The sequence below is a fragment of the Sphingobacterium thalpophilum genome, assembly GCF_038396785.1.
Lineage (GTDB): Bacteria > Bacteroidota > Bacteroidia > Sphingobacteriales > Sphingobacteriaceae > Sphingobacterium > Sphingobacterium thalpophilum_A.
In genome coordinates this window covers 122,725-136,004 of record NZ_CP151087.1, presented here as the reverse complement: position 1 = coordinate 136,004, position 13,280 = coordinate 122,725, and the positions used below count along the sequence as shown (strand labels likewise).

14 protein-coding genes and 1 riboswitch are annotated in these 13,280 nt (G+C 41.5%); of the genes, 6 read left to right on the top strand and 8 right to left on the bottom strand.

The window, feature by feature from the left end; translation table 11 throughout:
* Positions 1 to 370: 370 nt before the first annotated feature.
* From AACH28_RS00565 to AACH28_RS00545, 5 genes are all read right to left on the bottom strand, one after another.
* Complete coding sequence (locus tag AACH28_RS00565) at positions 371 to 1,144, bottom strand: hypothetical protein (protein ID WP_341831929.1); 774 nt, start codon at positions 1,142 to 1,144, stop codon at positions 371 to 373.
* 53 nt (positions 1,145 to 1,197) lie between these two features.
* Positions 1,198 to 1,665 (bottom strand): SRPBCC family protein, encoded by a 468-nt coding sequence (locus AACH28_RS00560; protein WP_341831928.1) that lies wholly within the window; start codon positions 1,663 to 1,665, stop codon positions 1,198 to 1,200.
* A 266-nt stretch (positions 1,666 to 1,931) separates the two neighbouring features.
* Entirely contained in the window at positions 1,932 to 2,192 is a 261-nt protein-coding gene (locus AACH28_RS00555) for a hypothetical protein (protein WP_341831927.1), read from the bottom strand.
* Positions 2,193 to 2,207: 15 nt separating this feature from the next.
* Positions 2,208 to 2,474 (bottom strand): hypothetical protein, encoded by a 267-nt coding sequence (locus tag AACH28_RS00550; protein WP_341831926.1) that lies wholly within the window; start codon positions 2,472 to 2,474, stop codon positions 2,208 to 2,210.
* A 254-nt stretch (positions 2,475 to 2,728) separates the two neighbouring features.
* A complete protein-coding gene (locus tag AACH28_RS00545) occupies positions 2,729 to 3,157 on the bottom strand; it encodes a DinB family protein (RefSeq protein WP_341831925.1) in 429 nt (142 codons plus the stop codon).
* A 227-nt stretch (positions 3,158 to 3,384) separates the two neighbouring features.
* Here AACH28_RS00545 and AACH28_RS00540 point away from each other — a divergent pair, with 227 nt between their 5' ends.
* The gene (locus AACH28_RS00540; RefSeq protein WP_112374319.1) at positions 3,385 to 4,407 is read left to right on the top strand and encodes an IS5 family transposase; all 1,023 of its coding nucleotides are present in this window, start codon (positions 3,385 to 3,387) and stop codon (positions 4,405 to 4,407) included.
* A 161-nt stretch (positions 4,408 to 4,568) separates the two neighbouring features.
* Here AACH28_RS00540 and AACH28_RS00535 read toward each other — a convergent pair whose 3' ends face one another.
* From AACH28_RS00535 to AACH28_RS00525, 3 genes are all read right to left on the bottom strand, one after another.
* On the bottom strand, positions 4,569 to 5,171 hold the full coding sequence (locus AACH28_RS00535; protein ID WP_341831924.1) for a GrpB family protein: 603 nt from the start codon (positions 5,169 to 5,171) through the stop codon (positions 4,569 to 4,571).
* Between the two features lie 140 nt (positions 5,172 to 5,311).
* On the bottom strand, positions 5,312 to 6,202 hold the full coding sequence (locus tag AACH28_RS00530) for a DMT family transporter (RefSeq protein ID WP_341831923.1): 891 nt from the start codon (positions 6,200 to 6,202) through the stop codon (positions 5,312 to 5,314).
* Positions 6,203 to 6,290: 88 nt separating this feature from the next.
* A complete protein-coding gene (locus AACH28_RS00525; protein WP_341831922.1) occupies positions 6,291 to 8,933 on the bottom strand; it encodes a family 78 glycoside hydrolase catalytic domain in 2,643 nt (880 codons plus the stop codon).
* A gap of 160 nt (positions 8,934 to 9,093) precedes the next feature.
* Positions 9,094 to 9,189: riboswitch (TPP riboswitch) on the top strand.
* Positions 9,190 to 9,248: 59 nt separating this feature from the next.
* Between AACH28_RS00525 and thiS the strand changes: the two genes are divergently transcribed.
* From thiS to AACH28_RS00500, 5 genes are read left to right on the top strand one after another with little or no spacing between them, the layout of a single operon-like run.
* A complete protein-coding gene (thiS, locus tag AACH28_RS00520; RefSeq protein WP_075993149.1) occupies positions 9,249 to 9,455 on the top strand; it encodes a sulfur carrier protein ThiS in 207 nt (68 codons plus the stop codon).
* A gap of 51 nt (positions 9,456 to 9,506) precedes the next feature.
* Positions 9,507 to 11,321: a phosphomethylpyrimidine synthase ThiC gene (thiC, locus tag AACH28_RS00515; protein ID WP_341831921.1), complete on the top strand. Its 1,815-nt coding sequence runs from the start codon at positions 9,507 to 9,509 to the stop codon at positions 11,319 to 11,321.
* Complete coding sequence (locus AACH28_RS00510; RefSeq protein WP_341831920.1) at positions 11,318 to 11,935, top strand: thiamine phosphate synthase; 618 nt, start codon at positions 11,318 to 11,320, stop codon at positions 11,933 to 11,935. Before thiC ends, AACH28_RS00510 begins: the two co-directional genes overlap by 4 nt.
* Positions 11,881 to 12,513 (top strand): thiamine phosphate synthase, encoded by a 633-nt coding sequence (thiE, locus tag AACH28_RS00505; protein WP_317665937.1) that lies wholly within the window; start codon positions 11,881 to 11,883, stop codon positions 12,511 to 12,513. The genes AACH28_RS00510 and thiE overlap by 55 nt, the downstream gene beginning before the upstream one ends.
* A complete protein-coding gene (locus AACH28_RS00500; protein ID WP_341831919.1) occupies positions 12,510 to 13,280 on the top strand; it encodes a thiazole synthase in 771 nt (256 codons plus the stop codon). The genes thiE and AACH28_RS00500 overlap by 4 nt, the downstream gene beginning before the upstream one ends.

The window sequence follows — 13,280 nt, the reverse complement described above, 5'->3', positions numbered from 1 at the left end:
TATTAGGAAATTTACACCCGTTTGAAAAGCAATCCCACCAAATCTATTTTCGGTTGCAAAATTCTGCGTTACCCGGGCCATTATACCGATTTTATGAGGTACAACCAAATACGATCCGAATGCACTTACTCCAGCATTTTGGTCAGAAAGAAAACAGATGTGATCTATTCGCCGGAGTCTGATGCGACTATTACTGTCTTTACACTGCAAAAAGGATTATAGCACCTTATCAATCCATTTATCGGAAAAGAATTTCAACAACTATTAATTGCGGAATCAGCAATTAAATAATAACTGGCTTCACTGCATTCCTATGGAAAGTTTAAACTTCGATTGTCAAACCATGACCTAGCATCATACCAAGTAAACATTAGATAGTCAATCGCTTACGATATTGAACACAGTAGTATACAATTACGTTTAGCAAAACAATGAGAGCAGCCATTATAGCCGTTGTATACACCGGACTATTAACTAATTTATTAGCAGCTGAAATACTTATTAAAGCCCATACGGCGACAAGTCCAAATACCGGCAAATGACGTTCCCAGATCATCAATAAGTGAATGATTAATGCAATTGCAAACATGATAATAGCCCATATGGTAGCTGATAATCCAAAACCACCCCAGCCTATCTTCGTCAGATAGGCTGCAATATTGGCAATCAAAGCGACAGAAATCCACCCTGCATAAAGTTGAAAAGGGATCTTAAGAAATATACGCTTGCTGCGTGCATCATGAAACGCAATAGCTTGTGTATGGTGAATTATCTTTAATAGTGACACAAAAAGGAAGACCAGCAATAAAATAGTTAAAAAGGTATAGTCATACAACCAAGTAATAACCCATAGACTATTTGCTAGACAAGAAATCAAGAACCACCATGCGACTTTTAAAACTACTTTTTCTTTTTCATTTGTCTGTCTGACAAAAGGACCAAAATAAATTACAAATCCAAACAAGCCCAAGTAAATGAGCCCCCATATGGAAAATGCATATCCCGCAGGTGTAAATAGATTTTGATATTTAGCAGAAACCGTTGCCATAGTCTCCCCATTAAAAATTCCCGTATTGGATAGGTAATTAATAATCACCGTGATGACCAAAGCAACTCCATTGGTTATTTGATAAATTTTCTTCATTGTATTCTACTTCTTTCTTTTCGGTCATGTGAACTGCAATAGATTCGTTCCCATTAATTCTTAGTTTGATTAAATAATTTTTCTAAAACCTGATAACGGTAATCGAAGATTTGCTCCAACTTTTTTTTAACAAAAACTCCATGCATAATTGTGCCTAGAATTCCCAAAGGCAATTCATAATCAACCCTGTCTTTCATTAGCACTCCTTTTTCATTCGGAATAAACTCATGAAAATGACTCCAATAGGCATAAGGTCCCTTTAGTTGAAAATCAGTAAAACTTTTATTCTTTTCCACTTGCGTTATTTTGGTCTTCCACTTCAGCGGAAACCGAAGAATCGGAGATACCAAATAATCGATGATCATTCCTTCAAAAATTTCTTTTTGATCACAGTTTGAGGTGACAACAAACCCCATATCTTTTGGGGTAATTTCTGAAAGATTCATGGGTGAAGAAAAAAAAGACCAAGCGGTATCCAAATCGCAGGCCAATTGTTGTTCTCTGTATAATTTGTACCTCATCTTATGTGAACTAACTTTATTGCTTCTCAATATAACAACAATACCGAAACTTAGTTTACAAATATACTATAAAAAACATTTAACAAACTATATCGTCACATAAAGAATAATTATACACTAATACAACTATTTAATTTGAAGCTAGCTTTTAAACATACTTTTACCGATGGCTATTTAGCAGCAATATCCTTTTCCAATGCTTTTACGAGCGCCTTCGTATAACTTTTAGAAAAATCTTCTAAACTGGAAGGGTTGATCGTTTCAGACTATACACTCCAAAACAGTTGTTCGGAGCTAACATCATATAAATTGCTTTGCAGATAGTACATTTTATCCGTCGTGTAATAACCGGGATCGTATGCAATTGGGTACCAATGGGAGTAATAGCTCCAAAAATTACCATACCATCCAAATCTCGGATAAGGCATATAAGGTCCACTTCCAGGTACATATCGGGTCTCGCTTGTTTTGTCGATCAGGGTAACTGTAAAAATCGCATCCGCATTCAGAGCATGTACTGCTTTCATCACTAAATCTTTATTTTAACTTTCGTCTTTGGTGAACGTGCGTTTAAAAACCTCAGTACTTTTAATAGCCTTATAGCCACGCATGGAAGCCGCTTCTGCCAAATTGGATTCAATGACCTCCTTTGCTTTAGCATGGTTTGTCATTGCAATAATGAATATTGTTTGGTATTGTTTTGGAGTCAGATCGCTATTTTTATAGATATCTGTTATCCTTGTCGAGGTACTACAAGCCAGCAATAGGAAGCTTGAGATAATTGCGGTTAAAAATGACTTCGATTTCATATGTTTTAAAAATTAGTGTCGTTTAAATTGTTGAAGAGCGTCTTTTCCGAGGGAAGGTAAAATTACACCAGTAAATAGAATTATAATGGAAAGTTTAATAGAACATCCTATCTAACCTTTTGTTAAACAACACTTTTACAACAACATTTGTTTTTACAATTATTGATCGTAAATGAAATACATTACTTTTTTTTTGATATTATCAAAAAGGTGCTTGAGAAGTAAGCACGTCACTCATCGGGGATTAAATTTTTTCATTCGGACAAAATCTGATTTCTGTGATGCTTCAAATGCACCACATAGTCAAGCATTAAAAATTCGAGGCTATGGTCATTACAAGTCCTTTTTGTCAATTTGTTCGCAATTACCTGCTTAAACAAAAACAACAATTGTTCGTTTACCGATCGCCATAGATTGCATAATTTCTCGGTCTCAGCATGTTGGTAACCTGCAGATGCACAATAGGCTACCTGATCATAGTATATTTTTGGATTTTCCTCAAATTGAGCTCTTATAAACCGTTGGTAATTAACAAAAGCGCTATCGACTAGATGACCTAGAATCTCTTTTTTGCTCCATTTATCTGGTTCTAATTTCTGATTAAAATCGTCTTCATATATTTCCAAAATTTGCGATGAAAACTCATGGATAATATTCTCAAATTCTTCCAATAATGTATTCATACCTAAATCTAGCTAGTATAACCTTAATTTCTTACCAATTTAATCCGATGCATCCATGCTACTTTGTCCAAGGTTCTCATTGTACTAAGACCGTTGCAAAAGTGTTTGGTTTTTATTTTATTGATATTCAAGTTTTTAATTTGTTTCTTGTTGATTTTCGTTATATTTAAGGTATGGAAAAGACAGAAAAAGTTAGCTTTGTTGATTACATGGTTCAAAGACGGAAAATCAAGCAGGAATTCTTCGATCAGATCAATACATTGGTAAATTGGCGTCCGATTTCAAATATTATCAACAAGCATTACCACAAAGGGGAAAGCAAAATGGGACGCCCTAGTTATTCTGGTCTTGTCCTCTTCAAAATGACACTTCTACAGACCTGGTATGGTCTGAGTGACTACGAAGTAGAAGACCGTATAAACGACAGTATCTCCTTTAGTCGCTTTGTTGGCATCAGTTTGGACGATTCGGTTCCCGATCACAGTGTTATTAGCCGTTTTCGCAGCTCGCTGACAGAAAAGGGTGTTTATGAGAATCTATTCAAGGAGCTGAACAAGCAGTTGAATAAACATAAAATATTGGTAAAACGTGGAGCTATCGTTGATGCCAGTATTGTTGATTCTCCGCTAAAACCAAAAGGCAAAGTTATTTACGAGATCGAAAGTGACCGTAGTGAACATCCTCGCGAAGATTCTGAGCTGGATAAAGAGAATAGTGAACAGTTATTGATCCAACAAGAGAGCCCGGGTGTTGACCATGAAGCTCGTTGGATAAAGAAGGCTGGGAAAACACGTTATGGCTATAAAAAGCATTATGTCACCGATACAGAAGGCCTGGTTCTGGGCGTGGTAACCACTCCAGCAAATGTAAATGAAATTGCCAATCTTCAACAGGTAATATCTTCGGCTGACCTTCCAAAGGGCATCCATATCTATGCTGACAAGGGATATCGTTCCTCTAAAAATGAGGAATTGATCAAATCAGGAAAGCTAAAAAGCAGGATCTTGCATAAGGCAAAGAAAGGAACAGCGTTAACCGAAAGAGAGAAGTTAAGAAACAAACTGATCGGCAAGATCAGGTTCAAAGTTGAACGGACCTTCGGGAGCATCCGGCGATGGTTCAACTCAAGCTGTGCAAGGTATAAGGGGATCGCCAAAATGCATACACAAAATCTAATGGAAGCCATGGCGTACAATCTTTACAGATCACCTGGGATACTTGTGTCCAATGCAATAAAAAACACAAATTAAGCAGTTGAAAAGGCCTCAAAAAGAGGATTTTTCAAGAAAACGCAACTAGATTTCCGAATCCAAATCGGAAAAAACTGCAAAAAAAAGCAAAAATAACCGATCAGAAAATATCAACATTATTTTGCAACGGTCTTTACTACGATTCTATTGTTCCGCAACCTTTATTGTACCATTCCACTATTGTACCATTCCACAGCTTTTGCTTCATGCTCTTTCAAAAATTCATCTTTTGCATGATTATATTCGTTACCATCTTTCCATTGCTGGAGTACCAACTTTCCTTTGATTGCCTGATACTGATCTCTTACTTCGTCATGTGCACGCAGATAATCGCGAAAGGCTATATGGCGCAACCAGTGTTTTGAATTCAACGGTATGGTATGGATATGTGCTACTCGTAACGAATGGTCATGCAATCGTGCTGGAATTTCATTACCAGGCGCGATGTGCTCTGGCAACCCCAATACTTCAGGACGATCAACCAGGGCGACAAAAAAACGTCTGTAAGGCATATCCTCATTGTATTTTTCATAATATACATAGCACTTGTCTCGCAACAGGAGCGGAATACGATCAAGATCGTTTTCTTCCTCTAAACCGATCAATATATCAATGATTGGTTTGGCAGACAATCCCTCAACGGCTGTACTTCCTATGTGATCAACCCTTGACCTTATTGGTTTCAACAGTGTAAGAAGTTCATGTTGAATGCTGTCGAAATTCGCTTTCCACATCGGATTATAAGGTTCAAACGGTAAAATCATACGATGCTGTCTTTGCCACTACAAGATAAATACACATCATTCGATCAAATACGCCTCGAATGATACCCTAAAAGTTAAAGTTAATAAATTTATCGTTTTCCGAGAGAGCCTATAATCCAGTTCTCTTTTTTCTAATGCATTTATCGGGCAAATTTCTTCGTTCCTACGACACAGAGAATAACAGCAACTGTTACGGCCAGCATGCCAACACCGACTTGTTCATGAAGAAGCCCGGCGGCTAAAGCCAGACCGAAAAAAGGCTGGAGTAACTGTAATTGTCCGATGGTCGCCGTGCCACCTTGGGCGAGTCCTTTATACCAAAAAACAAAGCCAATAAACATACTGAACATCGACACATAGGCTAAACTGGCCCAGGCCCCGATAGGCACAGTGTCAAAAGACGATGGAAGATAGATAAAGGTAAGTGGCAACATCAACGGCAGCGACAAAACCAAAGCCCAGGAAATGACCTGCCAGCCCCCTAGCGTCTTGGTCAATTTTGCACCTTCAGCATAGCCTAAACCACAGAGAATGACCGATAAAATCATTAAAACATCGCCTAAAGGTGAGGCTGTTTGTCCTTGTGCCAGCGCATAGCCGATCACCAGTAGACTCCCTAAAGCAGAAAACAGCCAAAAGATTGGGTTCGGACGCTCGCCACCTCGTATAATACCAAATACGGCTGTCGATACGGGCAAAATACCGATAAAAACGATGGAATGCGCGGACGTGATGTGCTGCAGAGCCAAAGCGGTTAGTAAGGGAAATCCAACGACACATCCTATTGCCACGATGCATAGCGACCCCAATTGCTTTCTTTCCGGACGTTTTTCCTTAAAAACCATCAATGTTATCAGTGCCAATATGCCTGCAATGGAAGCCCTTGCTAGTGTAACAAATACAGGGTCAAACGCTAAAACGGCCATGCGTGTTGCCGGCAACGAACCACTAAATAATACCACACCAATAAAACCATTTAACCAACCGCTTGTTGTATTTTCCTGTAATTTACTTATGCTTAATTGCGCCATGTATCAATCTTTTACACAAAGTTCGTCCATTACAAGAATTAAGCACAGTCACAGTTTTTGATAATTCAATGGACACAGTTACCCATGATTACTTGAGTTCCAGCTCAAGCCTATGTTTACCAGCGTCCAATTGGACGACATCGCTACTGCTAATGCTAACATTATCCGGCGGATAAAATGTCGCCGTGGCATTTGCGGGTATTTGGATATCATAAACAATCTTTTTATCCTTTAACTTCCATTCGGAAACGATTTTACCGTAGGGTGAATCATAAGAAATAGAAGATTCTTTCAGTTCCTGGAGAAAGATGGGTTTTAAGAGCACATGTTTAAATCCAGGTTGTTTAGGATCTGGCAGAATCCCGCCGATAGATTTAAAAAACCAACCACCGATTTCGCCAAACATCATGTGGTTGTCTGAAATATCACGGGTTGCTTTTAAATCCCAGTTCTCCAACAATGTTGTCGCGCCATTTACTATCCACCATCCCCAAGACGGGTAGGTATCTTGTACCGCAACCTTATAGGCTGTCTTTGCATAACCGTTATCTTTTAACGCATTCAATAATGCTTTTGCACCCAATACCCCTACATCTAAGTGAAAGTTGGTCTCTTCCACTTTCTTATTCAGGTTGGCTGCAACCCGGGCTTTCATTTCGTCAGGTACCACACCCCAATAGAGTGGAACACTCAGTTCAGTCTGTGTTCCATTGCTATAAATACCCTTGGAAGCATCTAAAAATTTAGCGTTGATGGCCGTCTTAATTTTACTGCTCAGCAGTTCATATTTTTGTTGATCTGCTGTGTATCCAAACAATTTAGCCGTAGCAGCCAAGATGGTCGCATCCACATAAAAATAAACCGAGGAGGTCAACTCCAGATTCGACTGTGACTTCACTGGCACCCAGTCTCCACGCCCAAAAGTCGTCAACCCAGATGGGCTGATTCCGTCGACATAATCGACATAGCGTTTGATATTAAGATAGCATTCTTCTAATGCACGTGGGTCTCCATAAAACTGATAGATCTGCCAGGGAATGATGGAAATGGTACTTGTCCAATCCAAACCATTCGCTGTACCATAACCCCATCCCCCAGTTGGAATAATATCGGGTAAGACACCGTTCTCCTGTTGCTCATCACGATGATCCGCCATCCATTTTTCATAAATTGTTATCCCGTCAAAATTGTACAAAGCTGTTTCAATCGCAAGGTGCCCATCCCCTGTCCAACCGTTCTTTTCGCGCTGCGGACAGTCTGTAGGATAGCCCATCAAATTGGACAAGTAGGCATTGTTGGTCGCTTCCCATAGTTTGTTGACCAACGCTGATGACGTCTTGAGCTGTCCAATGGCGGGCACATCACTATGCATAAAATAAGCGGTCACAGCCGAACTATCCAATGCAATTGCCGCACTGCTGCTAACCTCGACATAACGAAACCCTTTGTAACCGAACTTGGCCATAAACTCATCATCCCGACCACTTAAGGTCAATATATCGGTCTGAAAGGGCTCCTTTTCCTTATCGCCCCGATAATAAACATCAATATTGGACTGATCAAGATGCCCATCCGCCAACAACCGCTCACCATGCTTGATACGCAGCATAGTACCCGCAGCTCCTTTCACCTTAATTTTTGTAATCCCGGCCATATTCTGGCCCATATCAAACACATAGGTACGTTGGTCTATCTTTGTCACTGATTTCGGCTTATAGGACTTCACGAGCCGAATCGGTACCATCTGTTGGGAAACGATATGTGCAGATGGCGCATTTCTATACTGAACAGCCTGCCAGGCCGAATCATCGTATTTTGGTTTATCCCAGTTGGGTATTTCCAGTCTTGCATCGTAATGCTCACCAGTGTAAATATTATTATAGGTGATTGGTCCTGACGCTGTCTTCCACTGCTTATCCGAAACAATGGTTTCCGTCGTTCCATCTGTATAAACGATTTTCAGTTCTAAACAGAATGTTGGCCGGGCCCGCCATGGTGCTTTATCAAAATTCCAAACGGCCAGTGGTTGATGATTATACCAGCCATTCCCCAAAACAACGCCAATGGCGTTCTCTCCTTTTTGAAGCTGCTGGGTTACGTCCGTCACGACATACAATGTCCGTCGGTCAAATCGAGTATACATTGGATCCAGACGATGGTCGCCAACGCGCTGGCCATTAATGGAAAGTTCATATAATCCTGCTGCGGCAATATATGCGCGGGCAGATTTTATCTGCTTATTTGCCTTAAATTCTGTTCTAAAATAAGGCGTTTCTCGCGCATGAATATCCTTATTGTCGCTGATCCATTTTCCTTTCCAAAGGTCCATTCCCATCATGCCCGTTTCGAACGATGCTATTTCTGAACGTGTTGATACACCATCCTTATCCCATACTTTAACCTTCCAGAAGTACTTGGTCTGTGGCTTTAACTGTGCGCCATTATAGGACACTAACATAGCCGAGCTGAACTGTTTGCCACTATCCCAGTTATCTTTGGTCTCTCGCAGCAGTGCCAGCGAATCTTGCCCTAAAAAGATCTGATAAGCCTGTTGTACCGCACCTTTACGTTGGTCCTCAAGTCGCCAGCTAAGTCTTGGGTGAATTGCATCAATACCCAATGGATTGACCAAATGTTCGCATGTCAACTGCACGGCGCTGCAGTTGTTTTTAGGTTGGGCATAAGTGTTGCTAGCGATACACAACAATGTTGTCAATAAAATCCTACGCATTAAAAGATACTATTCTTGGTGGTTGTTAAATTGTTTTAGCTGATTCAAAAAACTAATATATCAAATATTTCCCACATACTGACCTGTACTTTCCTGTACAATAAACCCAAGTCTGCAAAATAAAATTCTTGCAACTTTCATAAAAATAACCTTATCTTAGTCACAACTTTAGGGGTGTCTGCTCGTGCAGGCTGAGATTTTACCCTTAGAACCTGATCCGGATCATACTGGCGTAGGGAAAAGTGAGCTGTCTACAAGGTGCATTGCTGTGCCTTTGTGTAGCCATTCCTAAAGTTTTACCAAAAAAATTAAGGAATGGAACTTACAATAAACCATCAGATTCGATTTTTCGACCCCTCGCTTACTTCATTGGAAGGCTTGTTGCTTTTGGAATTATCCGGCCAAACTCAGGGCGTGGCTGTAGCTATTAACAACAAAGTCATACCCAAAAAGGACTGGGCTACGACACCACTAAAACCGCACGATCAGATTATTTTAATCACCGCGTCCCAGGGCGGATAGCTATTCCCCAAAAATCAATCGAACCGAGTAATTCACCCCAATAAGAAAAAAATGACAGCTGAAAAAATTACGCAATCGCCCTTTCCAAATGCAAAGAAAATTTTTGTATCCGGAAAACTATTTCCTATTCAAGTCGCTATGCGTCAAATCTCCTTGAGTCCAACCAAATTAACGAATGGAGAAGTAGAAATTAATCCCCCGGTAACAGTCTATGATACTTCTGGACCATATACCGATGACACCATCCATATCGATATCCGAAAAGGCCTCCCGCGCCTTCGCGAACAGTGGATCTTAGATCGTCAGGATGTCATACAGCTGCCTGGCATCAGCTCTGAATATGGACAAAAACGCCTTTCTGATTCAACGTTGGATGAACTCCGATTCGCGTATAGCCATAAACCGAAAGTAGCCTCTCCAGGTAGTAATGTTACCCAATTACATTATGCTAAGCAAGGCATCATTACCCCAGAAATGGAGTACGTTGCTATCCGTGAAAACCAACGTATCGAGCAGCTCACGACCAGTACCCCCGGAATGGATCATCAGCATAAAGGACAGAATTTTGGTGCCAGAACACATGATAAAGCAATTACACCAGAATTTGTCCGTGAGGAAATCGCTGCCGGAAGAGCAATCATCCCCAATAATATCAATCACCCTGAAAGTGAACCCATGATTATCGGGCGCAACTTTCTTGTTAAAATTAATGCCAATATTGGCAATAGTGCTGTAAGCTCAAGTATAGAGGAAGAAGTTGAGAAAGCAGTATGGGCCTGTCGTTGGGGAGCCGATACCATCATGGACCTATCCACTGGCAAAAATATTCACGAAACCCGCGAATGGATTATCCGTAACTCGCCCGTTCCAATCGGTACAGTACCGATCTATCAGGCGCTCGAAAAAGTGAAGGGGGTGGCCGAGGACCTTACCTGGGAAATATTCAAAGATACCTTGATTGAACAGGCCGAACAGGGTGTTTCGTACTTTACCATACACGCCGGCGTACTGCTTCGTTATATCCATCTCACCGCTTCTCGAGTAACGGGAATTGTCTCCAGAGGAGGGTCTATCATGGCCAAATGGTGTCTTTTCCACCACAAAGAGAACTTTCTCTATACCCATTTTGAGGAGATCTGTGAGATTATGAAGCGATATGATGTTGCTTTTTCACTTGGCGATGGTCTCCGTCCAGGAGCCATTGCAGATGCAAACGATGCTGCTCAATTTGCGGAGCTAGAAACACTGGGCGAGCTCACCAAGATCGCCTGGAAACACGATGTTCAGGTGATGATCGAAGGTCCGGGCCATGTTCCTATGCAATTGATCAAAGAGAATATGGACAAGCAATTGGCTTGTTGTGACGAAGCACCATTTTATACCTTAGGACCCTTAACAACTGATATTGCTCCAGGTTATGACCACATCACATCAGCCATTGGAGCTGCTATGATCGGATGGTTTGGATGTGCGATGCTTTGCTATGTGACCCCAAAAGAACATCTGGGCTTACCAAATAAAAAAGACGTTAAAGACGGTGTAATCACCTATAAACTAGCTGCCCATGCGGCCGATTTGGCCAAAGGACATCCGGGTGCACAATACCGTGATAATGCCTTGAGTAAAGCGAGATTTGAATTTAGATGGGAAGATCAATTCAACCTTTCCCTGGATCCAGATACCGCACGGGAATATCATGACGAAACGTTGCCTGCGGATGCGGCCAAAGTGGCTCACTTCTGCTCCATGTGCGGTCCCAAATTTTGCTCGATGAAAATTACGCAGGAAATCAGAGATAGTGCCGCTCAAGGGATGCGGGAAAAATCGCAGGAATTCATCGCCAAAGGAAAAGAGATTTATTTATGATCATCGCTTTGACAGCAGCAGAAACGATCCCTTCTGAAAAAGGGATTATAGATGCTTTGTTCAAAGAAGGACTTGATATCCTGCATTTGCGCAAGTATCATTTTACGGACCTACAAATGTCCAGGTACGTTGAATCTATAGATTCAACGTACCTGGACAGATTGGTCCTACATTCCCACCCTCACCTATCGGCTGAGCTCGGAATCGCACGTATTCATATGAACGAAAAGAATAGAAAGGATAGATCAACAAATCAAATGCTTTCTACAACAATCTGTTCGACATCTGTGCATGATATCGATCAATTCAATAGCCTTGATGAATGTTGGGCCTATGCTTTTCTAAGTCCATTATTTCCGAGCATCTCAAAAGTCGGGTATGGAGTGTATAATGCAAGGTTGGATCAGCTCCCGTCACGCTCCAACTTTACTGTTGGTCTCATCGGTCTTGGAGGGATAAACCAAGGCAACTGCCTTATTCCGATGCAGCAAGGCGCAAATGGAATTGCCTTATATGGTACTTTATGGAAGCACCCTGATCCAGTTCAAAATTTTATAGCATGCAAACAAAAACTATGGAAAAACTCCAATATATATCGCAGGGACAAACATTAACTGAACAAAAAAATAACATACTGAAAGCGCTGGATGCGGGGGCCAAATGGATACAGATCCGATGGAAGGAAGCCGATGAAAAGAGCCGCTACACGCTTGCAGAACAGATCAAGCAAACCTGTTCCGAATTTGGTGCCAGCTGTATCATCAATGACCATCCTTCACTTGCAGCAGCGGTAGACGCTGATGGCGTACATTTGGGATTGGATGACTGCAGCGTCACAGCTGCCCGGCACCTATTGGGTGCAGGAAAAATAATCGGCGGTACTGCCAATAGCTTTGCGGATGTAAAACGTAGAATAAGTGAAAACTGTGACTATATCGGACTCGGACCATTCAACTATACCACAACAAAACAAAAACTAAGTCCCCTATTGGGGATTGCAGGATATGAGAACATCATCCAACAAGTCCGCCTAGCAGGCTTGCCCCCTATTCCAATATTCGCAATTGGCGGTATAAGCCAACTTGAAGATATCCAACAGCTATTAGAAATTGGAGTTTACGGTGTAGCACTCTCCGGAATCGTAACCAAGACTCCAAACATTGTTTCATCCATCAATAAAATTTTATTATGAGCAACCTACATATAGCCGATCGCGTATTTGAATCCAGATTATTTCTGGGTACGGGCAAATTCGGTAATCTCACAGAAATGAGCGATGCCATTGTGGCTTCGGCCTCCCAATTGGTCACTGTTGCCCTCAAACGAATCGACCAGACCAACGCAGACGACAGTCTCATCAGTGCGCTCGATCTGGCGGCAATCCATTTGCTTCCCAATACTTCGGGAGCACGAACTGCTGAAGAAGCTGTGCTCGCAGCCCAACTTGCACGGGAGGCATTGGAAACCAACTGGGTAAAGCTGGAAATTCATCCCGACCCCCGTTATTTACTGCCCGATCCTATTGAAACCCTGCGTGCAACTGAATCGCTGGCCAAACTGGGTTTCGTTGTCATGCCCTATATTCACGCAGATCCAGTACTTTGTAAAAGATTGGAAAATGCAGGTACAGCAGTTGTTATGCCTTTAGGTGCTCCTATTGGTAGTAATAAAGGGCTTCGCACACTGGACTTTCTCGAAATTATTATTGAGGAGAGTAATGTCCCTGTGGTTATAGATGCTGGGATCGGAGCTCCATCCGATGCTGCCAAAGCCATGGAAATCGGAGCGGATGCAGTCTTGGTCAATACGGCAATTGCGGTCTCAAATAATCCGATACGTATGGCCGAAGCATTCAAAGAGACCGTTATCGCTGGACGAAAGGCTTATGAGGCCGGTTTAGGAAAGATCGGATCACAAGCAGTCGGTTCGAGTCCCTTAACTTCATTTTTATTTGATTGA

Excerpts from the sequence above, each read along its gene's own strand:
- AACH28_RS00565 (WP_341831929.1), bottom strand. The coding sequence starts at position 1,144 with ATGAAGAAAATTTATCAAATAACCAATGGAGTTGCTTTGGTCATCACG.
- AACH28_RS00560 (WP_341831928.1), bottom strand. The coding sequence starts at position 1,665 with ATGAGGTACAAATTATACAGAGAACAACAATTGGCCTGCGATTTGGAT.
- AACH28_RS00555 (WP_341831927.1), bottom strand. The coding sequence starts at position 2,192 with ATGAAAGCAGTACATGCTCTGAATGCGGATGCGATTTTTACAGTTACC.
- AACH28_RS00550 (WP_341831926.1), bottom strand. The coding sequence starts at position 2,474 with ATGAAATCGAAGTCATTTTTAACCGCAATTATCTCAAGCTTCCTATTG.
- AACH28_RS00545 (WP_341831925.1), bottom strand. The coding sequence starts at position 3,157 with ATGAATACATTATTGGAAGAATTTGAGAATATTATCCATGAGTTTTCA.
- AACH28_RS00535 (WP_341831924.1), bottom strand. The coding sequence starts at position 5,171 with ATGATTTTACCGTTTGAACCTTATAATCCGATGTGGAAAGCGAATTTC.
- AACH28_RS00530 (WP_341831923.1), bottom strand. The coding sequence starts at position 6,202 with ATGGCGCAATTAAGCATAAGTAAATTACAGGAAAATACAACAAGCGGT.
- AACH28_RS00525 (WP_341831922.1), bottom strand. The coding sequence starts at position 8,933 with ATGCGTAGGATTTTATTGACAACATTGTTGTGTATCGCTAGCAACACT.
- thiS (WP_075993149.1), top strand. The coding sequence starts at position 9,249 with ATGGAACTTACAATAAACCATCAGATTCGATTTTTCGACCCCTCGCTT.
- thiC (WP_341831921.1), top strand. The coding sequence starts at position 9,507 with ATGACAGCTGAAAAAATTACGCAATCGCCCTTTCCAAATGCAAAGAAA.
- AACH28_RS00510 (WP_341831920.1), top strand. The coding sequence starts at position 11,318 with ATGATCATCGCTTTGACAGCAGCAGAAACGATCCCTTCTGAAAAAGGG.
- thiE (WP_317665937.1), top strand. The coding sequence starts at position 11,881 with ATGCAAACAAAAACTATGGAAAAACTCCAATATATATCGCAGGGACAA.
- AACH28_RS00500 (WP_341831919.1), top strand. The coding sequence starts at position 12,510 with ATGAGCAACCTACATATAGCCGATCGCGTATTTGAATCCAGATTATTT.